Genomic DNA, 19,941 nt, shown 5'->3' on the forward strand with positions numbered 1-19,941 from the left:
GGCGTCCGACGGCTGCCGCGGCCGTCCGCCGGCTGTCCATCGGCTGTCCGTCCCTCGGTGGTCCGTCGGTACCTGATGCCGTCCGTGGCGCCGCGCGGCGGTGGTCGGCGCTGTCGGTCCTACCCGGCCAGCCGGACGTTCGAACCCTTCACCGTGATCTCGACGCCGTCCGGCGCAGCCTGCACCTTGTCCAGCTTGATGCCACCGGGCAGCTGGTCGATGGCCTGCTGGAAGTCGGTGATCTCCCGGACCCGGTCCTCGGCGAGGTTCACACCGCCGAGCTTGGGCAGGGAGTCGGCGTGCACCTGCACCGCGTCGCCCTTGACGGTGACCGTGCTGAGCACGGAGACGGGGTTGGGCAGCTTGGCGCCGAGGACCGTGGCCTCCACCGAGACCTTGATCTTGCCGTTGCCGCCGTCGGAGAGGCCGACCACGCGGGCGGTGACGCCGGGGGCGACCTGGGTGGTGTCGGACTTGGCGGTCTTCAGCAGCTCGTCGTAGGCGATGGTCGCCGTGCCGTCGGCGGTCGCCGCGGTGGCGGAGCTGAAGTCGCCGGCGAACTCGACGCCCTTCATGTGCGCGTTCAGGTCGTCGATGCGGATCGACCGGCCGTCGGTGCCGGTGGTCGACTGGTAGTCCTTGATGCCGACCTCGACATCGTCCAGCGAGCCGCCGGCCAGCTGGGTGAGGAAGGGGAAGCCGTTGATCGACACGTCCGGGGTGGCGGACAGGTTCTCCGTGGTCCTGAGCCTGTCGGCCGCCTGACCCTGGGCGAAGTGGACCGCGACGCGGTCGACGATCACGAACAGAACGCCGAGAATCACGACGACGATCAGAAATATGCGCAACGCACGCATGCGATCCCCCACCTAGGCAGCCGACAACCCAGCCACGGTAACGCCGGGCGTGACGGGTCCCCGATTTTTGTCGATCACCTGTGACGTGCGCGGTCAGCCCAGGGCCCGGCCCAGGAGCCACACCACCGGCGCCGCGGCCGACAGCGGCAGCGCAACACCCGCCGTGAAGTGCACGAAGCGGGACGGGTAGTCGTAACTGGCCACGCGGTGCCCGATCAGCGCACACCCGGCCGCCGCGGCGCCGACCAGGGCGCCCTTCGGGCCGAGCCCTGTCATCCCGCCGACCGCGATGCCGGCGCCCGCCGCCGCGAGCAGCGCGACGACCACGGAGGCCGGGGTGGGCAGCGGGAGCGCGCGGGCCAGGACTGCCACGGCCACCGCGGCGGCGCCGACCGACGTGGCGTGCGGGTCGGCGCCCAGGTAGCCGGTCGCGATGACCGCGAGCGCGGTGGCGGCGACCGTCGCCATCAGCCCGTACATCCGCTCGTCGGGGTCGGCGTGCGAGCGCAGCTGCAGCACCAGGGTGAGCAGGATCCAGACGCCCAGCGGGCCGAGGATGGCCGCGGGCGCGTGCTCGCGGCCCGCCACCAGCAGCGTCACGTCCGCGGTGAGCGCTCCGGCGAAGGCGAGCGCGATGCCCTGCCGGGCGGGCCACATGCCGTTCAGCCGGAACCAGCCCGCCGCGGTCACGGCCTGGAGCACGACCAGCGGCAGGACCAGGGCGTACGAGCCGACCGCCGCCGTGCCCGCGAGCAGCAGGCCGAGCAGCGCGGTGAGCGCCGCGGGCTGCATCCCAGGCTCGATGATCGGGGAGCGGCCCTCGAGACGGGCCCGCTGGGCGTCGGTGATGCGGGCGTTCCCGGCGAGGGTGGCGGAGCCGTATGCGGGCCCTGCCGTCGCCGGGGCGGCAGCCGGGGCCTGTGCCGGTGCTTCCGTCGCCGCGGGCGTGTGGGGCGCGGCGGGGGCGGCGTAGCCGTGCGCCGGCAGGTAGGCGGTCTCCTCGGCCGACGGCACCGGCGCGTGGACCTGCGTCTCCCAGGTCTGCCCCTGCCACTGCTGGGTGAGCTGCGGGTCGTACCCGGACTGGTCGTGGCCGGACTGCCCGTACCCGGGCTGCTGCCCATACCCGGGCTGCTGTCCATAGCCGGACTGGTCGTAGCCCTGCTGCGCGGGCCACGCCTGCGGGGTGGTCTGCTGCCCGGCCTGGTGCGGCTGCTGCTGCCGGTACGGGTCGTACCCCTCGTACGGGCCGCCGTCATACGGCTGCTGGGTCATCGCTCATCCTCCTGCGAATGGCGGGAGCACCTCGACCGTGCCGCCCTCGGCCAGCCGTACCGTCTCATGCTCGCGGGTCCCCACAGGGTCGCCGTCGACGAGGAACGAGCATCGGCGCAGCACGCGCACCAGTTCGCCGGGATGCCGCTCGCGCACCGCTTCCAGCGCCTCGGCGAGGTTCGCCGCGTCGTGGGCCTCCTCGGCGACCCCGGCCGCGGCCTTCGCGGCGGCCCAGTAGCGCACCGTGACCTTTGCCATCTCGTCCTCAAGTCCATGGGTACGTCAGTACGTCAGTACATCAATGCTCAGCACGTCAGTACTAAGTCTCGACACGTCAGGCTAGCCCGCCCGGGAGGCGGCCCAGTCCCCGATCCGGGCCAGCAGGGCGTCGTCGGCCGCGTGCTCGGCATGGCCCATGCCAGGCTCCAGCCACAGTTCCCCGTGGTCACCGGAGGCGGCGGCCAGCATCCGGGGGTGGTCGAGCGGGAAGTAGCCGTCCCGGTCGCCGTGCACGATCAGCAGCGGGGTCGGCGCGATCCGCGGGACCGCGTCCACCGGGGACAGCGGCACCGGGTCCCAGTCGCGGTGGTGGATGCGGGTGCGGAACCCGTAGCGGCCGACCAGGCGGCCCTCGGGGCGCGTGACCAGCCAGTGCACCCGGCGCATGGGCGCGGTGCCCCGGTAGTACCAGCGGGCCGGGGCGCTCACCGCGACCACGGCATCGGCGCCAGGGTGCAGCGCCGCGTGCCGCAGCACCACCGAGCCGCCCATGGAGAAGCCGACGGTGACCACGCGCGCGTGCCCGAGCCCGCGGGCCCACGCCACCGCGGCGGCCAGGTCCAGCACCTCCCGGTCGCCGACCGTGGACCGCCCGCCGGACGCCCCGTGGCCGCGGAACGAGAAGGTGACGACCGAGCCGTGCCGGGCGAGGGCCGCCGCGACCCGGCGCACATGCGGCTGGTCCACGTCCCCGGTGAAGCCGTGGGCGACGACGAACACCAGGTCACGGGAGGGTGGCGCGGAGGCGTCGTATACGACCGCACCCGGTTCGTATACGGAATCGAGGGAAATCCCGTCGGTCGTGCGCAGAAACGTCCGCATAGGTGCGCGTCTGCTCGTCTCGCAGTGCGGACGAACGGTGGATCGTGCCACATGACCTGCCGGACCGCTGCTCATGTCGGCTATTCTGCTGGACAGAGGACTCGGGCAGCGTAGCCCCCGGGTCCTTTTGTGCTTTCGGAAGCGTTGTATACGAAGCGGGAAACCGCAGGTGTACGGGGCCTTCGGGAACGCAGAGCAGTTCCGCACCGCACACGTCCTCGCAGGGACCGAGGAGGAACCAGACATATGAGTTCTCTGCTGCTCCTGACCAACGCCCTCCAGCCGTCGACGGAGGTACTCCCCGCCCTCGGACTGCTGCTGCACAACGTGCGCGTGGCCCCGGCGGAGGGACCCGCCCTCGTCGACACCCCCGGTGCCGACGTCATCCTGATCGACGGACGCCGGGACCTCCCCCAGGTCCGCAGCCTGTGCCAGCTGCTGCGCTCCACCGGGCCCGGCTGTCCGCTCGTCCTCGTCGTCACCGAGGGCGGCCTCGCCGCCGTCACCGCCGACTGGGGCATCGACGACGTCCTCCTGGACACGGCCGGCCCCGCCGAGGTGGAGGCCCGCCTCCGCCTGGCCATGGGCCGCCAGCAGATCGTCAACGACGACTCCCCGATGGAGATCCGCAACGGCGACCTGTCGGTCGACGAGGCGACCTACTCCGCCAAGCTCAAGGGCCGGGTCCTCGACCTGACCTTCAAGGAGTTCGAGCTCCTGAAGTACCTCGCGCAGCACCCGGGCCGCGTCTTCACCCGGGCCCAGCTGCTCCAGGAGGTCTGGGGCTACGACTACTTCGGGGGCACGCGGACCGTCGACGTGCACGTACGGCGGCTGCGCGCCAAGCTCGGCCCGGAGCACGAGTCGCTGATCGGCACCGTCCGGAACGTCGGTTATCGATTCGTTACTCCTGAGAAGGGCGACCGCGCCGCGGACGAGGCGAAGGCCGCGGCAGCCCGGCCAAAGCCGGACGATACGGACACAGCGGCCGTCCTCGACGGCTCCGAGGTCGGGGCCGAGGCATAGCCGCGCCCCGGGCAGGGCATTGCTTCCGCACAGAGAAGCTCCGACAGGCCCTGCCCAGCGCGGATCTCTCCGCGTAGACTCCGCGCGTGGCCAAGGTGACTCGGGATGACGTGGCGCGGCTGGCGGGCACTTCCACCGCCGTGGTCAGCTATGTCATCAACAACGGACCCCGGCCGGTGGCGCCGGCCACGCGCGAGCGTGTCCTCGCGGCGATCAAGGAACTGGGGTACCGGCCCGACCGGGTGGCCCAGGCGATGGCCTCGCGGCGCACCGACCTCATAGGACTGATCGTGCCGGACGCGCGCCAGCCCTTCTTCGGGGAGATGGCCCACGCGGTCGAGCAGGCCGCCTCCGAGCGCGGAAAGATGGTCCTCGTCGGCAATTCCGACTACGTCGGCGAGCGCGAGGTCCACTATCTGCGGGCCTTCCTCGGGATGCGGGTCTCGGGTCTGATCCTCGTCTCCCACGCGCTCAACGACCTCGCCGCCGCCGAGATCGAGGCCTGGGACGCCCGGGTGGTGCTGCTGCACGAGCGGCCGGAGGCCATCGACGACGTCGCCGTCGTCACCGACGACCTGGGCGGCGCCCAGCTCGCGGTGCGCCATCTGCTGGAACACGGGAACGAGTACGTCGCCTGCATGGGCGGCACGGCCGACACACCCGCCGTCGGCGACCCGGTCTCCGACCATGTCGAGGGCTGGCGGCGCGCCCTGGACGAGGCCGGCATCCCGACCGAGGGCCGCCTCTTCGAGGCCCCGTACAACCGCTACGACGCCTACCGGGTCGCCCTGGACATCCTCTCCGGTCCCGACCGGCCGCCCGCGATCTTCTGCTCCACCGACGACCAGGCGATCGGCGTGCTGCGGGCCGCCCGCGAGCTGCGCCTCGACGTGCCCGGCGAGCTGGCGGTGGCCGGCTTCGACGACATCAAGGAAGCGGCCCTGGCCGATCCCCCGCTGACGACGGTCGCCTCGGACCGGTCGGCCATGGCACGGGCGGCCGTGGACCTCGTCCTCGACGACGGTCTACGGGTGGCGGGCTCACGCCGGGAGCGCCTGAAGACCTTCCCGTCCCAACTGATACTGCGCCGCTCCTGCGGCTGTGTGTGAGGTTTCTCAGGCGTTCATGAGGGCTCTCTGAGCGTCGCCGCCGAGCCGCGCACGAACCACGTCCCGGCATGCCGCGCGCACGGACGGCGGCCGGCTTCGACGACACCCAGGACACGGCCCCCGCCGCGGATCGCGAGCTCGCAGACCCACCCGCCCCAACCGGTACCGCGCCGCTCCTGCGGCTGTGTGTGAGGTTTCTCAGGCGTTCATGAGGGCTCTCTGAGCGTCGCCGCCGAGCCGTGCACGAACCACGTCCCGGCATGCCGCGCGCACGGACGGCGGCCGGCTTCGACGACACCCAGGACACGGCCCCCGCCGCGGATCGCGAGCTCGCAGACCCACCCGCCCCAACCGGTACCGCGCCGCTCCTGCGGCTGTGTGTGAGGTTTCTCAGGCGTTCATGAGGGCTCTCTGAGCGTCGCCGCTGAGCTGCGAGAACCGTCTTTATATCGGGCAAACGAGGTTCTGCCGGGCTTCTCAGGCAGCGCTCAGGAAGCTCTCATGGTGGCGGGACAAGCTCTATGACATGACCGAGAGCTTCCGCCGCAGCGGCGCGTACGAGAACCCCCAGGGTGACGCCTACCAGGGCGCGTACCCCCAGCAGCAGCACGCCTCCTCCCCCGTGCACCCGGAGTGGCCGCCCCCGCCGGCCCACCGGCCCGTGGAACCGGTCTCCGTCGAGCCGGGCACCACCGTGTGGCCGGGCGGCGAGGCCGCCGCGACGACCGCTCCGCTCGCCGCCGACGCCGGACAGAGCGGCGACGGCGGGCACGGCGGCGGAACCGCTCTCCTTGCGACCGCGCCGAGCGGCGAGGGCGCCCCGCCGCACACCCCGCACGCCCCGCACCGGAAGCGCGCCCGGGGTCCGATAGGCCTGCTGGCCGCCGTGGCGATCGTCGCCGCGGCCGTCGGCGGCGGCACGGCGTACGCCTTCCAGGAGCTGACCGGCAAGGACTCCGCCCAGGCCAGTAGCGCCACCACCCATGTGGTGCCGTCCAGCAAGAAGGGTGACGTCGCCGCCATCGCCGCCGCGGTCAGCCCGAGCGTGGTCGAGGTCAACGCGACGCTCGCGGGCGGCTCGTCCACCGGCTCCGGCGTGATCATCACCTCCGGCGGCGAGATCATCACCAACAACCACGTCGTCTCCGGCGCCTCGTCGATCAAGGTGCGGACCAGCGACGGCAAGGAGTACACGGCCGACGTCGTGGGCACCGACAGCTCCAAGGACCTCGCCCTGATCAAGCTGCGCGACGCCTCCGGGCTGACGGCCGCCTCCCTCGGCGACTCCTCCGAGGTGCAGGTCGGCGACACGGTCGTGGCGATCGGCTCCCCCGAGGGCCTGACCGGCACCGTCACCAGCGGCATCGTCTCCGCCCTGAACCGGGACGTGACCGTCTCCACGGACGAGAGCCAGGGGCAGAGCCGGGGCGACGGCCGGTGGCCGTTCCAGTTCGGCGGCCAGGAGTTCAACGGCGACACGGGCTCCTCCACCACCACGTACAAGGCCATCCAGACCGACGCGTCCCTCAACCCCGGCAACTCCGGCGGTGCCCTGATCGATGCGAGCGGCAACATCATCGGCATCAACTCCGCGATGTACTCGGCCGCCAACTCCTCGTCGTCCTCGGACGCGGGCAGCGTCGGCCTCGGCTTCGCGATCCCCGTCAACACCGTCAAGTCCGACCTGGCCAAGCTGCGGGCCGGCGCCACCGGCTGAACAGGCGGGAGCGGCAGAGCGCAGCGCACACGAACGACCACGAGGAGCCCTGGAGCACAGAGCGCTCGGGAGCACGAAGAGCTAGGGAGCACGTCATGAGCAAGACGATCAAGCAGGTTTCGCACCAGGCGGCCGGCCTCGGCCCGGCCTGCACCGCCCTGGCCCTCGAGGTGGCGTACGAGCTGCACGCGCCCCGGCCGCCCGCCCGGGCCACGGAGGTCGCCACCCCCGAGCTGATGGGCCTGCGCATACCCGCCACCCGCCCGCACCGCCACAAGGTCCCCCTCAAGCGCCTCACCGCCGTACACAGCTGAGACCGGCCGGGCCCGGCACGCCGACGCAGTCCGCGTGCCCCACGCCCGGCACCGGCGGCTCGTACGCACCCGGCGGGCCGCAAACATGCGAGGCTGATGACGTCCCTGTCACGCCCCACCCCACCCCGAGGAACCCCGACGATGAGCTCCGCCGAAGGCGACCGTGACCCGCAGCGCATCCTGATCGTCGACGACGAGCCCGCCGTACGCGAAGCGCTCCAGCGCAGCCTGGCCTTCGAGGGGTACGACACCGAGGTCGCCGTCGACGGCGCGGACGCGCTGGAGAAGGCCGCCGCGTACCGGCCCGACCTGGTCGTCCTGGACATCCAGATGCCCCGCATGGACGGCCTGACGGCCGCCCGCCGCATCCGCGGCGCGGGCGACACCACACCCATCCTGATGCTGACGGCCCGCGACACCGTCGGCGACCGGGTCACCGGCCTCGACGCCGGGGCCGACGACTACCTGGTCAAGCCGTTCGAGCTGGACGAGCTGTTCGCCCGGGTCCGCGCGCTGCTGCGGCGTAGCTCCTACGCCGCGGCGGTGGTCGGCGCCTCCCCGGACGACGACGCCCTCACCTTCGGCGATCTGCGCATGGACCTCGCGACCCGCGAGGTCACGCGCGGCGCCCGGCAGGTGGAGCTGACCCGCACCGAGTTCACGCTGCTGGAGATGTTCATGGCCCATCCGCGCCAGGTGCTCACCCGTGAGCAGATCCTGAAGGCGGTCTGGGGCTTCGACTTCGAGCCGTCGTCGAACTCGCTGGACGTGTACGTCATGTACCTGCGCCGCAAGACGGAGGCGGGCGGCGAGCCGCGGCTCGTGCACACGGTCCGCGGCGTGGGGTATGTGCTGCGCCAGGGCGGCGCCGAGTGAAAGGGCTGGTCCGCCGGTTCCGGGCGCTGCCGATCCGCTCGCGGCTTTCGCTGCTGGTGGCGGCGGCGGTGGCGTTCGCGGTGGCGGCGGTCTCGGTGACCTGCTGGTTCATCGTGCAGGGGAAACTGTACGAGCAGATCGACAACGACCTGAAGAAGTCCGTGTCGGCCCGCCCCCAGAACCTCGACAACATCCAGCGCGCGCTCAACAACTGCACGCAGACCCCGCAAAGTGCCGTCAACGGCTTCGGGAACACCTACTCCCAGGTGGTCACCTCGGACGGCACCGCCTGTCTCTTCCAGAGCTCGGTCGGCCGGATCAAGGTGACCCGGACGGACGAGGACGTGATCAACAACGCGGACGGCAGCCGGGGCGTCTTCCACAACGGCTCCGACGCGGACGGCAACCGGGTGCGGGTGCTGACCGTGCCCCTCACCATCAGCAGCCCGGTCTCCGAGACCAACGCGGCCCTCATGGCCGCCGTCCCGCTGCGGGGCACCGAGACCACGCTCAAGGATCTGGCCCTGGTGCTGCTGCTGGTCTCCGGGATCGGGGTCGTCGGGGCCGGCGCCGCCGGTCTCGCGGTGGCCCGGGCCGGACTGCGCCCCGTCGACAAGCTCACCGAGGCGGTGGAGCACGTCGCCCGCACCGAGGATCTGACGATCCGCATCCCGGTGGAGGACGACAGCGAGGACGAGATCGCGCGCCTGTCCCGGTCGTTCAACTCGATGACGTCCGCGCTGGCCAGCTCCCGCGAGCTGCAGCAGCAGCTGATCGCGGACGCCGGTCATGAACTGCGCACGCCGCTCACCTCGCTGCGCACGAACGTGGAACTGCTCACCCGCAGCGAGGAGACCGGCCGGCCCCTCCCGCCGGCCGACCGCAAGGCGCTGCTGGCATCGGTGAAGGCACAGATGACGGAGCTGGCGTCGCTGATCGGCGACCTCCAGGAGCTGTCCCGTTCGGAGGGCCAGCGCGGTGAGCGGGTCCAAGTGATCGCGTTCCACGACACCGTGGAGACAGCGCTGCGCCGGGCCCGGCTGCGCGGCCCCGAGCTGACGATCACGGCTGACCTTGCGCCGTGGTACGTCCGCGCCGAACCGTCCGCGCTGGAGCGGGCGATCGTCAACATCCTCGACAACGCGGTGAAGTTCAGCCCCGACGGCGGCACGGTGGACGTGGTGCTGGGGAAGGGCGTCCTCACCGTCCGGGACCACGGTCCCGGCATCGCCGTCGAGGAACTCCCGCATGTATTCGACCGGTTCTGGCGCTCCCCGAGCGCGCGGGCCCTGCCGGGTTCGGGCCTCGGCCTGTCGATCGTGGCCCGCACGGTCCAGCAGGCGGGTGGCGAGGTGTCCCTGTCCCCGGCGGAGGGCGGCGGCACGGTGGCCACGGTCCGGCTGCCCGGCGCGCCCACGGCTCCGCCGGAACTGGTACAGGCCCCGTGACGCGGGCTCCGCTGGGCCGGGCGTTGTGCGTCGTTGTTCGTCCTGCGGGTGCGTTGTGGCTGATCGCGCAGTTCCCCGCGCCCCTGTGAGGAACGGTCGTCGGGCGGGTGCGGGTTCGTTGTAGCTGATCGCGCAGTTCCCCGCGCCCCCTTCGGGGCGCTGCCCTAGCGTCGGAGGATCCGTGTGTCGTCCGGCCGAGTGGGCGGGTGTGGTGTGGCCAGTCGGGCGTAGGTGCCGGCTCGGGTGATCAGTTCGGTGTGGGTGCCCTCCTCCACCAGCCGGCCGCGGTCCACGACCAGGATGCGGTCGGCGTCGGGGGCCAGGCCGAGGTCATGGGTGATCATGATCGTGGTCCGGCCGGCCATCAGCCGGCGCAGCGGCCGCACCACCTGCCGGGCGGCCTCCGCGTCCAGCCCGGCCGTCGGCTCGTCGAGCACCAGGACCGGGGCGCCCCGGAGCATCGCACGGGCGATGGCCAGGCGCTGCAACTGGCCGCCGGAGAGGGCGGCCGTGCCGGGGGCGATCCGGGTGTCGTAGCCGTCGGGGAGCGCGCTGACGAAGCCGTGCGCCGCCGCGCTGCGGGCCGCCCACTCGATCTCCGCGTCGCTCGCGCCGGGCCGGCCGCACGCGATGTTCTCGCGGATGGTGCCGTTGAGGACCAGCGTCTGCTGCGGCAGCAGGGCGATGTGCGTGCGCAGGAAGTCGAGGGGTACGTCGGTCAGCGGGACGCCGTCCAGGCGGATCGTGCCGGCCGAGGGGTCGTAGAAACGGGTGAGCAGCGCGGTCAGGGTCGACTTGCCGGCGCCGCTCACGCCGGTGACGACGACGAGTTGGCCGGGTCCCGCGGTGAACGTCACGTCGCGCAGGGCGGTCCGGGGCGAGTCCGGGTAGCGGAAGGAGACGCCCTCGAAGCCGATCCAGCCGCGCACCGGCCAGGCGGGGACCGGCCGGGCCGGGTCGCTGACCGCGGGCTCGGCGTCCAGGATCTCGCCGATGCGCTCGGCGCCGGCGACGGCCGCGGTGACGGTGAGACCGAGCCGGCCGAGGGTGCGGACGGGCGGGTAGAGGTAGCCGAGGAAGGCGGCGAAGGCCAGCAGTTGGCCCAGCGTCATGCGCCCGGCGGAGATCTCCCACACGCCGAGCCCGATCACCGTGAGCACGCACAGCGTCTCGACGACCTCGACGAACTGCTCGTACAGCTCGCTCAGCTGCGCGCCGCGCACACTGGCCCGCTGCCAGGCGCGGGCCTCGACGTCGAGCCGTGCCTCCTCGTCGCCGCAGCGGTTGTAGGCCTGGGTGAGGACGATGTTGCCCAGCGCCTCGGTCACCACCGAGGTGATCGCGCCGTCGGCGACCCGCTCGTCCTGGGACGCCCGCTGGACGCGGCCGGCGAAGCGGCGAGCGGCGAGCAGGAACAGCGGCGCGAGCGCGAAGGTGGCCAGGGCCAGGTCCCAGCGCAGCCAGAACGCGGCGGCGGCGTAGAAGACGGCGGAGAAGGCAGCGGAGATCACGCCGACCACGCCGGAGACGACGAGCTGCTCGATGGCCTCGACGTCACCGGTGAGCCGTTCGACCAGATCGCCCTGGCGGTGCCGCTGGAAGAAGTGCGGGGGCAGCTGCTGCACATGCCGGAAGGCGTGGGCCCGCAGCCGGCGCACGAATCGCTCGGCGGTCCAGGTGGCGAGCGAGTTGCCGAGGTAGCCGACGAGCGCGCCGAGGGCGGCGACGCCCAGCCAGGCGGCGGCCGGGCCCCAGAAGGCGGAGAGCGAACCGGCCTGCAGGGCATGGTCGGTGAGGTCGGCGAAGATCAGGATGGCGGCGGTCTCGGCGAGCGCGGAGACCACCACGCAGGCCACGATCACCACCAGCCGGCTGCGGTCGCCGCGGGTCAGCGGCCAGAAACGGCGGAAGGCCCGACGGGCTTCCCTCATGGTCAACTCCCTTGTGGGATCGGGGGATACGGTGCGCGGGAAGCGGGTGCGGACACGGCCGAGGCGGGGTCACCGGTGCGAGCGTGCTCGACCCGTGACCCCGCCTCGTGGCGTACCTCAGCCGCGGTCGCCGACCGGGCGGCGCTTGGCGGCCGGCTTCCTGGGCGCCGGCTGCTTCGGGTCCTGGGCGGGCTTGCGGGTCTTCCTGACGGGGGTGATCTTGTGGAAGCTCATGCTGCTTTTCCTCTCTTCCGGGAAATTCTCTGTGATTTATTGAGGTGAATTCTCGGTCAGCGATCGCCGCCGATCGGGCGGCGCTTCGGAGCGCGCTTCTGCGGCGCCGACCGCTTCGGGGCCGGGGCGGGCTTGTTGGCCTTCTTGACCGGGGTGACCTTGCGGAAGCTCATGGCTCCTCCTCGTTTCGACTGCCGTCCGCGCCTTTCGCTTTCGACACGGAAAACATTACGGGAGCCGAGTGCCGGAGAATGCCAATTCCGGTGAGACCTGGGTTAATTGAGCCTGAGACGAATTTTCAGATGCAATGGGGAACCATTCGGCGATTCACACAGGTTTTATGGAACGGAAAGGGCCCGGTGCGTACCGGAGTACGCACCGGGCCCGGCCCTGAAGCAGCCGCCGTGCCGCTTACCGCACGATCGTGATGCGGTCCGCCGCGGGGGGCGCGATCGGGCTGCCGGCCGACGAGTTGGCCGTCAGGTAGTCCGCCAGGGCGGTCAGGTCGTCCGCGCCCACCAGGGGGTTGGTGCCCTGGCCGAGCGTGGTGAAGCCGTCGCCGCCGCCCGCGAGGAAGCTGTTGCTGGCGACCCGGTAGGTGGCGGCCGGGTCGATCGCGGCGCCGTTCAGCCGGATCGAGTCGGTCACCACGCGGTCCGCGCCGGACTTCGTCAGGTCCAGCGTGTAGGTCAGCCCGGCCGACGGCTGGAGGATCTTCGGCGCGGCCGCGTTGGCGCCGCTCACCTGCTCCTTCAGCACCTGGATCAGCTGGGTGCCGGTGAGGTCCTGGAGGTTCACCGTGTTGGCGAACGGCTGGACGGTGAAGCCCTCGGCGTAGGTGACGACACCGTCGCCCTCGGCGCCCGAGGCCGCATACGTCAGGCCGGCCCGCACACCGCCCGGGTTCATCAGCGCCAGGGAGGTCTTCGGGTCCAGCTCCCGGCCGTAGGCGAGCTGCGCGTCCGCGATCAGGTCGCCCATCGGGGACTCGGTGCCGGTGTTGGCCACGTCACCGGAGATGTAGCCGATCGCGCGGTTGCCGATGGGCGCGGCCAGCGCGTTCCACTTGGAGATCAGCTGCGTCATGTCCGCGGCCTTGGGCACGGTGCGCGTGACCACGCGGTTCGCCGACTTCACCGCCGTACGGGCGATGTCACCGGTCACCCGGTCGTAGGTCAGCGTCGTGTCCGTGTAGAGGCGGCCGAAGGAGGCGGCCGAGGTGACCATGCGCGGCTTGCCCGCCGGGTCATTGATGGTGCAGACGTACGCGTTGTGGGTGTGGCCCGTCACCAGCGCGTCCACCGCCGGGGTGACGTTCTTGGCGATGTCCACGATCGGGCCGGAGATGCCGGCGCCGGCGCCCGAGGAGTCGCAGTCGTAGTTGTAGTTCGACGAGGCCGGGAAGCCGCCCTCGTGGACCAGGGCCACGATCGACTGGACGCCCTGGCGCTGCAGCTCCTTGGCGTACTTGTTGATCGTCTCGACCTCGTCCTTGAACTTGAGGCCCTTGACGCCCTCGGCGGAGACGATCCCCGGGGTGTTCTCCAGGGTGACGCCGATGAAGCCGATCTTGACGTCCTTCTTCTTCCAGACCCAGTACGGCTTCAGGATCGGCTTGTCCGTCTTGTCGTTCAGCACGTTGGCCGCGAGGTACGGGAAGTCCGCGCCGGTGAACTTCTTCTTCTTGTCGTAGCAGCCGTCCGTCGGGTGGCAGCCGCCGTTCTGCAGCCGCGCCAGCTCCTTGGCGCCCTCGTCGAACTCGTGGTTGCCCACGGAGGTGACGTCCAGGTCCAGGCCGTTGAGCGCCTCGATGGTCGGCTCGTCGTGGAAGAGACCGGAGATCAGCGGGGAGGCGCCGACCATGTCGCCGCCGGCCGCGGTGATGGAGTACGGGTGGCCGGCGCGGGCCTGGCGGAGGTGGGTGGCCAGGTACTCGACGCCACCCGCGTCGACCGTCTTCGTGGTGCCGTCCGACTGCAGCTCGTTGACCCGGCCGGAGGAGCCGGACGGCGGCTCCAGGTTGCCGTGCAGGTCGTTGAAGGAGAGGAGTTGGACGTCCTGGTAGCGGCCCTGCCGGCCGTGGCCGTCCTGGTCGCCCTGGTCGTTGTGCGCCTGCGCGGGCAGCGCTGCGGCCAGGGCCGCGACGGTGGCGAGACCGGCGGCGGTCGCGAGAAACGTGTGTGTGCGGCGTCTGCCGCGGTGACGCGGTTGGGTCGGCGTGGGCATGTGCCCCCCTGTGGGCTGATAGTGAGGATTGAGTCCGATGGCGCAGCCTAGATTCAACGCGCGTAGCGCGACAGGGGGTTCATGGTTACATCCTGGTTTCCCTTTGCCGACTTCTTTGCGTTTGCCCTTGTCATCACTTTGCCGGGGGCGCCCCGTACCCTCGTACGCATGACCAGCGACGACGCCGCACCACCTTTCCCCTCCCGCTCCATCGAGACCTACTCCGCGCTCTCCCCGGACCAGGCCGAGGCCGTCCTGGAGCTGCTCGCGGCGGCCGCCGGAACCGACGGGCAGCAGGCGGTGTCCGAGCAGGGCCGGTTGCAACTGCGCGGGGGCGCGCGCGAGGGCGTCTCCCATCTGCTGCTGAGCGTCGACGACGAACTCGTCGGCTATGCCCAGCTGGAGGACACCGACCCGGTGGAGGCGCCGGCCGCCGAGCTGGTCGTGCACCCCTCGCACCGGGGGCACGGGCACGGCCGGGCGCTCGGCTCGGCGCTGCTCGCCGCGTCCGGGAAGCGGCTGCGGGTGTGGGCGCACGGCGGGCACGCCGCCGCCCGGCACCTCGCCCAGGTGCTTGGGCTCACCCTGTTCCGTGAACTGCGCCAGATGCGGCGGCCGTTGACGGGTCTCCAGCTGCCCGAGCCGCGGCTGCCCGAGGGGGTCACGGTGCGCACGTTCGTGCCGGGGCAGGACGACGCGGCCTGGCTCGCCGTGAACGCGGCGGCCTTCGCGCACCATCCCGAACAGGGCTCCCTGACCCAGCGCGACCTGGACGACCGCGAGTCCGAGCCCTGGTTCGACCCGGCCGGCTTCTTCCTCGCCGAACGCGCGGGGCAGCTGGTCGGCTTCCACTGGACCAAGGCGCACGCGGAGGAGCAGCTGGGCGAGGTGTATGTGCTCGGCGTGGCACCCGGCGCCCAGGGCGGCGGCCTCGGCAAGGCCCTGACGACCGTCGGCCTGCGCCACCTGGCCGCGCAGGGCCTGCCGACGGCGATGCTGTACGTCGACGCCGACAACACGGCGGCCGTGTCGGTCTACGAGCGGCTGGGGTTCGTGACGCACGAGACCGACCTGATGTACCGCACGGAGACATGAGAACGCAGGCGTCGGGAACGCGGGCGTCCGAAACACAGAGGTGAGGCCCGGCCGTGCGGCCGGGCCTCCGTGTGTCAGCCCTCGGCGGTGCGACGGTCCTCGGCGGTGAGACGGTCCAGCCATTCGTCGAGCAGCCGCCGCTCCGGGCCGCTGAGCACCGTCTGTTCCGGCAGGGCGGCGCGCAGCGCCCGCGCGGCGCCGGCCGGGCCCGCGTCCCGCACGGCCGGCTCCCGGTCGGTGACGGTCGTGACCATGGCCTCCCGCAGCGTGGCCAGCAGGGCCGGATCGCGCCGGTCCACGGGCAGCGACAGCCAGGTGAGCACCGCGCCGCGCGCCGTGGCGTGGATGAGCTGGGCCGCCAGGTCCTCGTCGACCCGCAGCCAGCCGCCTGCGGCGAGGCGGCGGACGCGGCCCATCAGGATCTCCATGCCGGCCCGGAAGGCGGCCGACGGGGTCCGCGTGGGCTCGCCGTACATCAGCGCGTACAGCGCGGGATTGGCCAGCCCGAACTCGACCGCCAGGTCCCAGCCCGCCCGCAGATCCTCGATGGGGTCCTGCGGGTCGGGGTCGACGTGCTTGCTCGCGAGGAACGCGGCGAAGCCGTGCTCGGCCATCGCGTCGAGCAGCCCCTCCTTGTCGCCGAACAGCCGGTAGATGGCCGGCGGTTGCAGTCCCGCCGCGACCGCGACCGCGCGGGTGGTGACCGCGTCGCGGCCCTCGCGCTCCAGCAGGTCGGCGGCGGCCTCGACGACCCGACGGCGGGTCTGCTCACGGGCCGCGGACGCCGGGTCGGGCCCGGGTCCTGGGGCGGATGCGGTGACGGCGGCGGGGTTCCCGTCGCGTGAGGGCGATGGCATATATCAACGATACATGACCGCTGGTTCCATTGTTATTACCGGTGTTACCGTGATAGCGATTCCAACGGAATCGAACCGTTGGTACCAGCCCACTGGAGCACACCGTGATCATCGTGACCGGAGCCACCGGACAACTCGGCCGCCGGATCGTCGAGAACCTGCTGACCCGCGTACCCGCCGGCCGGATCGGCGTCAGCGTCCGCGACCCGCGCAAGGCACAGCAGCTCGCCGACCAGGGGGTGCGGGTGCGGCAGGGCAGCTTCACCGACCCGGCAGGCCTGGCCCACGCCTTCGAGGGCGCCACCCAGGTCCTCGTCGTCTCCGTCGACACGATGGGCGACGAGGCCGTGCGGCAGCACCGGGCCGCCGTCGACGCGGCCGTCACCGCCGGTGCCCGCCGCGTCCTCTACACCAGCCACATGGGCGCGAGCGCCTCCTCGCACTTCCAGGCCTGCCGCGACCACGCCGCCACCGAGGAGGCGCTGCGCGCCTGCGGCGTGCCGTTCACCTCCCTGCGCAACGGCTTCTACGCGGCCGGCGCGATGCAGTTCCTCGCCCCCGCCCTGGAGTCCGGGGAGATCGCGCTCCCCGCGGACGGCCCGGTCAGCTGGACCGCGCACGCCGATCTCGCCGAGGCGACCGCCGCCGTCCTGGCCGACGAGGGCCGGTTCGACGGCCCCACGCCACCGCTCACCGCGGCACAGGCCCACACCTTCGGCGACATCGCCCGTCTCGCTGCCGCCGCCACGGGCCGCGCCTTCACCAGGACCACCGCGCCCGACGAACAGTTCGTGGCACGGCTGACCGGCCACGGGGTGCCCGCCGAGGGGGCCGGCCGGCTGCTGGGCGTCTTCGCCGCCGCCCGGGCCGGTGAGTTCGCCGCCGTCGACCCGACCCTGGCCGGTCTGCTCGGCCGTCCGCCCCGCACCCTGGACGAGGTGCTGCGCACCCGGCTCGCGGCCGGCTGAGGCGTCCACCGCCGGTCCATCACCCCCGCCCCGAGCTGCGCGTTTGACTTCTGCGGCGGCCTTGCACCACCCTTTCACTACTCAATTAGTGAAAGGGTGGTTATTCGAGTGGTCGAATACCGCATCGACCGGCACAGCGGTGTCGCCACCTATGTGCAGATCGTCCAGCAGACCAAACAGGCCATCCGGCTGGGCGTACTGCGGCCCGGTGACCAGCTGCCCACGGCCCGCGAGGTCGTCGAGGCCACCGCCATCAACCCCAACACCGTCCTCAAGGCGTATCGCGAGCTGGAACGCGAGGGACTGGTCGAGGCGCGGCGCGGGCTCGGCACCTTCGTGCGGCGCACGCTGGGCTCCGCCCCGGCCGAGTCACCCCTGCGCGCCGAGCTGGAGGCATGGGCGGCCCGGGCCCGGGAGGCCGGCCTGGACCGCGACGACATCGCCGCTCTCTTCACCGCCGTACTCGAAAAACACGCCGAACACCCCGCAGAGCGGCACACCGGATCCCACGTCGAGCAGCACTTCCAGGGAGAACCGTCATGACGACCCATACCCGAGCGGCCCTGGAGGCGGTCGCGCTGGGCAAGCGCTTCGGCCGGCGAGGAGGATGGGCGCTGCGCGACTGCGCGTTCCGGCTGCCCGCCGGACGCATCTGCGCCGTCGTCGGACCCAACGGCGCGGGCAAGTCCACCCTCCTGGCCCTCGCCGCCGGACTGCTCGGCCCCACCGAGGGCAGCGTCTCCGTCCTCGGCGCGGACCCGGCCCGGGCCCGCGCCCGGGTGGGCTTCGTCGCGCAGGGCAAACCGCTGCACCCGCAGCTCACCGTCGCCGAGACGCTGCGCATGGGCGCCGACCTCAACCCCGGCCGCTGGGACCGGGCCACCGCCGAGCGGGTCGTGACCGCCGGCGGCCTCGACCCCGACGCCCGGATACGGTCGCTGTCCGGCGGGCAGCACACCCGGGTCGCCCTCGCCCTGGCCCTCGGCAAGCGGACCGAACTGCTGCTCCTGGACGAGCCGATGGCCGACCTCGACCCGCTCGCCCGGCACGACCTGATGGGCCTGCTGATGGGGCAGTCCGCACAGCACGGCACCACCATCGTGATGTCCTCGCACGTGGTCGCCGAACTGGAGGACTCCTGCGACCACCTGCTGCTGCTCGGCGGCGGCCGGATCCGGCTGGCCGGGGACATCGACGAGCTGCTGGCCGCCCACACCCGGCTCAGCGTGCCCGCCGGGTCCGCCGACCTGAGCACGCACACCGTCGTGGAGTCCCGGACCACCGGCCGCCAGCTGAGCGCCCTGATCCGCCCGGGTGCCGCACCGCTGCCCGCCGACTGGCGCACCGGCCCCCCGACGCTGGAGGACCTGATCCTCGCCCATCTGCGCAACCCCGGGGCGACCGCCCTCACCACCACGGCCCCGGCGCGGACCGAGGAGATCCGGCAGACCGAACAGACCGAGGAGACCACCGCGTGACCGCCCTCACCGCCCCGGCCGCCACCGGCACCGCCCACACCCACGGCAGCCCCCGGCTGACCCGCTGGCTGCTGCGCCTGCACCGGTCCGCGCTCCTCGTCTGGACCGTTTTCGTCCTGCTCGGCTCCGCCCTGCTGCTGTGGCTCGCCGGACCGCTCACCGACGCGGCGGCGGAGGGCTGGCGGCAGTACAACGCCTGCGGGACGACCCCGCGGTGCTCCTACGACCAGGACGCGATCCTCTTCTACAAGTCCACCTACAACTACGTCGCGGCCGCCATGGCCGGGCTGCCGTTCCTGGTGGCCGCCTGGGCGGGCGCCGCGCTCACCGGCCGCGAGCTGGAGTCCGGCACCGCGCAGCTCGCCTGGACCCAGGGCGTCAGCCCCACCCGCTGGCTGGCCCTGCGGCTGGCCGTGCCGGCCGTCGCGGTCACCGCGGGCGCGAGCCTGCTGGTCCTGCTGCACCACCGGGCATGGTCGGCCGCCCAGGGCCGCATCGACACCGGCAAGCCGTGGCACGACGTGTGGACCTTCCACGCCAACGGGCCGACCACCGTCGCCCTCGCCCTGGCCGGACTCGTCGCGGGCGCGCTCGCGGGCCTGGTGCTGCGCCGCACCCTGCCCGCGCTGCTGCTCGGCCTCGCGCTGGCCGCCGGCGTGTGGGGCACCGCCCAGCTGCTGATGCCGCACCTGTGGCCGGCCGTCACCGAGGAGACCAGCCTCCAGCAGGGCTACGGACATCTCTACTCCGGGATCCAGGTCGACCACGGCCTGATCACCGCGAGCGGCGGGCACGTCCCCAAGCTCGAGTGCTACACGACCGTGTCCGGGGGCTGCGCCAGGGAGCTCGAGAAGCTCGACGCCGTCGGCTACTACAGCACGTACCACCCCGTCTCCCACTACTGGCCGCTCCAGCTGACCACCGGCGCGCTCGTACTGGCCGTGGCCGGCCTGGGCACGGCCGCCGCGTTCTGGCTGCTACGCCACCGCACCGCGACCCCCCGGACCACAGCATGACCCGCACCGCCCCGGGGCCCAGCCCCACGAGGTGACGCCCCGACGGTCCCGTGCCTCCCAGCCGCACAGCGAGCAACGCACGGGACCGTCACCACTGCCCGGCACAGCGCCGACCACGACATGACCCACACCGCCCCACCCCACGGGGTGACACCCCGCCCAAGCCCCAGCACCCCGACGGCCCCGCGCGTCCCCCGCCACAAAGGGGAACGCACGGAACCCTCGCCACTGCACGGCACAGCGCAGGCCACGGCATGACCGACACCAGCACCACGGCGTGAGCCGCACCGCCCCGGGCCCCGCCCCGCGGGGTGACGCACTGACCACGATCCGGCACCCCGACGGCCCCGCGCGTCCCCCGCCACAAAAAAGGGAACGCACGGGACCGTCGCCGCCGTGGACGCCGGGGAGCC

The 19,941-nt window shown here is 72.4% G+C and carries 18 protein-coding genes; 11 read left to right on the forward strand and 7 right to left on the reverse strand.

Annotated elements, in window-relative coordinates; translation table 11 throughout:
• Positions 1-119: 119 nt before the first annotated feature.
• The 4 genes from CTZ28_RS34150 to CTZ28_RS34165 all read right to left on the reverse strand — a co-directional run bounded on the left by CTZ28_RS34150 (position 120) and on the right by CTZ28_RS34165 (position 3,308).
• A complete protein-coding gene (locus CTZ28_RS34150; protein ID WP_121893605.1) occupies positions 120-857 on the reverse strand; it encodes an LmeA family phospholipid-binding protein in 738 nt (245 codons plus the stop codon).
• Between the two features lie 93 nt (positions 858-950).
• The gene (locus CTZ28_RS34155) at positions 951-2,132 is read right to left on the reverse strand and encodes a hypothetical protein (RefSeq protein ID WP_121893606.1); all 1,182 of its coding nucleotides are present in this window, start codon (positions 2,130-2,132) and stop codon (positions 951-953) included.
• 3 nt (positions 2,133-2,135) lie between these two features.
• Positions 2,136-2,390, reverse strand: a complete 255-nt coding sequence (locus CTZ28_RS34160; RefSeq protein ID WP_121893607.1) for a MoaD/ThiS family protein — start codon at positions 2,388-2,390, stop codon at positions 2,136-2,138.
• An 81-nt stretch (positions 2,391-2,471) separates the two neighbouring features.
• A complete protein-coding gene (locus tag CTZ28_RS34165) occupies positions 2,472-3,308 on the reverse strand; it encodes an alpha/beta hydrolase (RefSeq protein WP_121893608.1) in 837 nt (278 codons plus the stop codon).
• 171 nt (positions 3,309-3,479) lie between these two features.
• On the opposite strand from CTZ28_RS34165, the gene CTZ28_RS34170 reads away from it, so the two are divergent.
• The 6 genes from CTZ28_RS34170 (at position 3,480) to CTZ28_RS34195 (ending at position 9,723) form a co-directional block, all read left to right on the forward strand.
• A complete protein-coding gene (locus tag CTZ28_RS34170) occupies positions 3,480-4,259 on the forward strand; it encodes a winged helix-turn-helix transcriptional regulator (protein ID WP_121893609.1) in 780 nt (259 codons plus the stop codon).
• An 86-nt stretch (positions 4,260-4,345) separates the two neighbouring features.
• Positions 4,346-5,368, forward strand: coding sequence for a LacI family DNA-binding transcriptional regulator (locus tag CTZ28_RS34175; protein WP_121893610.1), 1,023 nt, complete (start codon positions 4,346-4,348; stop codon positions 5,366-5,368).
• Between the two features lie 526 nt (positions 5,369-5,894).
• Positions 5,895-7,085: a S1C family serine protease gene (locus CTZ28_RS34180; protein WP_121893611.1), complete on the forward strand. Its 1,191-nt coding sequence runs from the start codon at positions 5,895-5,897 to the stop codon at positions 7,083-7,085.
• 95 nt (positions 7,086-7,180) lie between these two features.
• Positions 7,181-7,399 carry a hypothetical protein gene (locus tag CTZ28_RS34185; protein ID WP_121893612.1) on the forward strand — a complete coding sequence of 73 codons (219 nt, stop codon included), beginning with the start codon at positions 7,181-7,183 and terminating at the stop codon, positions 7,397-7,399.
• A 141-nt stretch (positions 7,400-7,540) separates the two neighbouring features.
• Complete coding sequence (locus CTZ28_RS34190; RefSeq protein WP_121893613.1) at positions 7,541-8,275, forward strand: response regulator transcription factor; 735 nt, start codon at positions 7,541-7,543, stop codon at positions 8,273-8,275.
• On the forward strand, positions 8,272-9,723 hold the full coding sequence (locus CTZ28_RS34195; RefSeq protein ID WP_121893614.1) for a sensor histidine kinase: 1,452 nt from the start codon (positions 8,272-8,274) through the stop codon (positions 9,721-9,723). The genes CTZ28_RS34190 and CTZ28_RS34195 overlap by 4 nt, the downstream gene beginning before the upstream one ends.
• A 164-nt stretch (positions 9,724-9,887) precedes the next feature.
• On the opposite strand, the gene CTZ28_RS34200 is transcribed toward CTZ28_RS34195, so the two are convergent.
• Positions 9,888-11,654: an ABC transporter ATP-binding protein gene (locus CTZ28_RS34200; protein WP_121893615.1), complete on the reverse strand. Its 1,767-nt coding sequence runs from the start codon at positions 11,652-11,654 to the stop codon at positions 9,888-9,890.
• Positions 11,655-12,299: 645 nt separating this feature from the next.
• Positions 12,300-14,114, reverse strand: a complete 1,815-nt coding sequence (locus tag CTZ28_RS34205; protein WP_121893616.1) for a bifunctional metallophosphatase/5'-nucleotidase — start codon at positions 14,112-14,114, stop codon at positions 12,300-12,302.
• A gap of 168 nt (positions 14,115-14,282) precedes the next feature.
• On the opposite strand from CTZ28_RS34205, the gene mshD reads away from it, so the two are divergent.
• Positions 14,283-15,209 (forward strand): mycothiol synthase, encoded by a 927-nt coding sequence (gene mshD / locus CTZ28_RS34210; protein WP_121893617.1) that lies wholly within the window; start codon positions 14,283-14,285, stop codon positions 15,207-15,209.
• 74 nt (positions 15,210-15,283) lie between these two features.
• On the opposite strand, the gene CTZ28_RS34215 is transcribed toward mshD, so the two are convergent.
• Positions 15,284-16,066 carry a TetR/AcrR family transcriptional regulator gene (locus CTZ28_RS34215; protein ID WP_121893618.1) on the reverse strand — a complete coding sequence of 261 codons (783 nt, stop codon included), beginning with the start codon at positions 16,064-16,066 and terminating at the stop codon, positions 15,284-15,286.
• A 104-nt stretch (positions 16,067-16,170) separates the two neighbouring features.
• Here CTZ28_RS34215 and CTZ28_RS34220 point away from each other — a divergent pair, with 104 nt between their 5' ends.
• The 4 genes from CTZ28_RS34220 (at position 16,171) to CTZ28_RS34235 (ending at position 19,528) form a co-directional block, all read left to right on the forward strand.
• The gene (locus CTZ28_RS34220) at positions 16,171-17,034 is read left to right on the forward strand and encodes an NmrA family NAD(P)-binding protein (RefSeq protein WP_121893619.1); all 864 of its coding nucleotides are present in this window, start codon (positions 16,171-16,173) and stop codon (positions 17,032-17,034) included.
• 108 nt (positions 17,035-17,142) lie between these two features.
• Entirely contained in the window at positions 17,143-17,577 is a 435-nt protein-coding gene (locus tag CTZ28_RS34225) for a GntR family transcriptional regulator (RefSeq protein WP_121893620.1), read from the forward strand.
• Positions 17,574-18,512: an ABC transporter ATP-binding protein gene (locus tag CTZ28_RS34230; RefSeq protein ID WP_121893621.1), complete on the forward strand. Its 939-nt coding sequence runs from the start codon at positions 17,574-17,576 to the stop codon at positions 18,510-18,512. Before CTZ28_RS34225 ends, CTZ28_RS34230 begins: the two co-directional genes overlap by 4 nt.
• Positions 18,509-19,528 carry an ABC transporter permease gene (locus CTZ28_RS34235; protein ID WP_121893622.1) on the forward strand — a complete coding sequence of 340 codons (1,020 nt, stop codon included), beginning with the start codon at positions 18,509-18,511 and terminating at the stop codon, positions 19,526-19,528. The genes CTZ28_RS34230 and CTZ28_RS34235 overlap by 4 nt, the downstream gene beginning before the upstream one ends.
• Positions 19,529-19,941 lie beyond the last annotated feature (413 nt).

Origin of the sequence: Streptomyces shenzhenensis (genome assembly GCF_003688995.1) — a bacterium.
In the GTDB taxonomy this organism is placed as follows: Bacteria; Actinomycetota; Actinomycetes; order Streptomycetales; family Streptomycetaceae; genus Streptomyces; species Streptomyces shenzhenensis_A.

What these genes read in the sequence shown, in the direction of transcription:
- CTZ28_RS34150 (WP_121893605.1), bottom strand. Translation starts at nt 857, where the DNA reads ATGCGTGCGTTGCGCATATTTCTGATCGTCGTCGTGATTCTCGGCGTT.
- CTZ28_RS34155 (WP_121893606.1), bottom strand. Translation starts at nt 2,132, where the DNA reads ATGACCCAGCAGCCGTATGACGGCGGCCCGTACGAGGGGTACGACCCG.
- CTZ28_RS34160 (WP_121893607.1), bottom strand. Translation starts at nt 2,390, where the DNA reads ATGGCAAAGGTCACGGTGCGCTACTGGGCCGCCGCGAAGGCCGCGGCC.
- CTZ28_RS34165 (WP_121893608.1), bottom strand. Translation starts at nt 3,308, where the DNA reads ATGAGCAGCGGTCCGGCAGGTCATGTGGCACGATCCACCGTTCGTCCG.
- CTZ28_RS34170 (WP_121893609.1), top strand. Translation starts at nt 3,480, where the DNA reads ATGAGTTCTCTGCTGCTCCTGACCAACGCCCTCCAGCCGTCGACGGAG.
- CTZ28_RS34180 (WP_121893611.1), top strand. Translation starts at nt 5,895, where the DNA reads ATGACCGAGAGCTTCCGCCGCAGCGGCGCGTACGAGAACCCCCAGGGT.
- CTZ28_RS34185 (WP_121893612.1), top strand. Translation starts at nt 7,181, where the DNA reads ATGAGCAAGACGATCAAGCAGGTTTCGCACCAGGCGGCCGGCCTCGGC.
- CTZ28_RS34190 (WP_121893613.1), top strand. Translation starts at nt 7,541, where the DNA reads ATGAGCTCCGCCGAAGGCGACCGTGACCCGCAGCGCATCCTGATCGTC.
- CTZ28_RS34200 (WP_121893615.1), bottom strand. Translation starts at nt 11,654, where the DNA reads ATGAGGGAAGCCCGTCGGGCCTTCCGCCGTTTCTGGCCGCTGACCCGC.
- CTZ28_RS34205 (WP_121893616.1), bottom strand. Translation starts at nt 14,114, where the DNA reads ATGCCCACGCCGACCCAACCGCGTCACCGCGGCAGACGCCGCACACAC.
- mshD (WP_121893617.1), top strand. Translation starts at nt 14,283, where the DNA reads ATGACCAGCGACGACGCCGCACCACCTTTCCCCTCCCGCTCCATCGAG.
- CTZ28_RS34215 (WP_121893618.1), bottom strand. Translation starts at nt 16,066, where the DNA reads ATGCCATCGCCCTCACGCGACGGGAACCCCGCCGCCGTCACCGCATCC.
- CTZ28_RS34230 (WP_121893621.1), top strand. Translation starts at nt 17,574, where the DNA reads ATGACGACCCATACCCGAGCGGCCCTGGAGGCGGTCGCGCTGGGCAAG.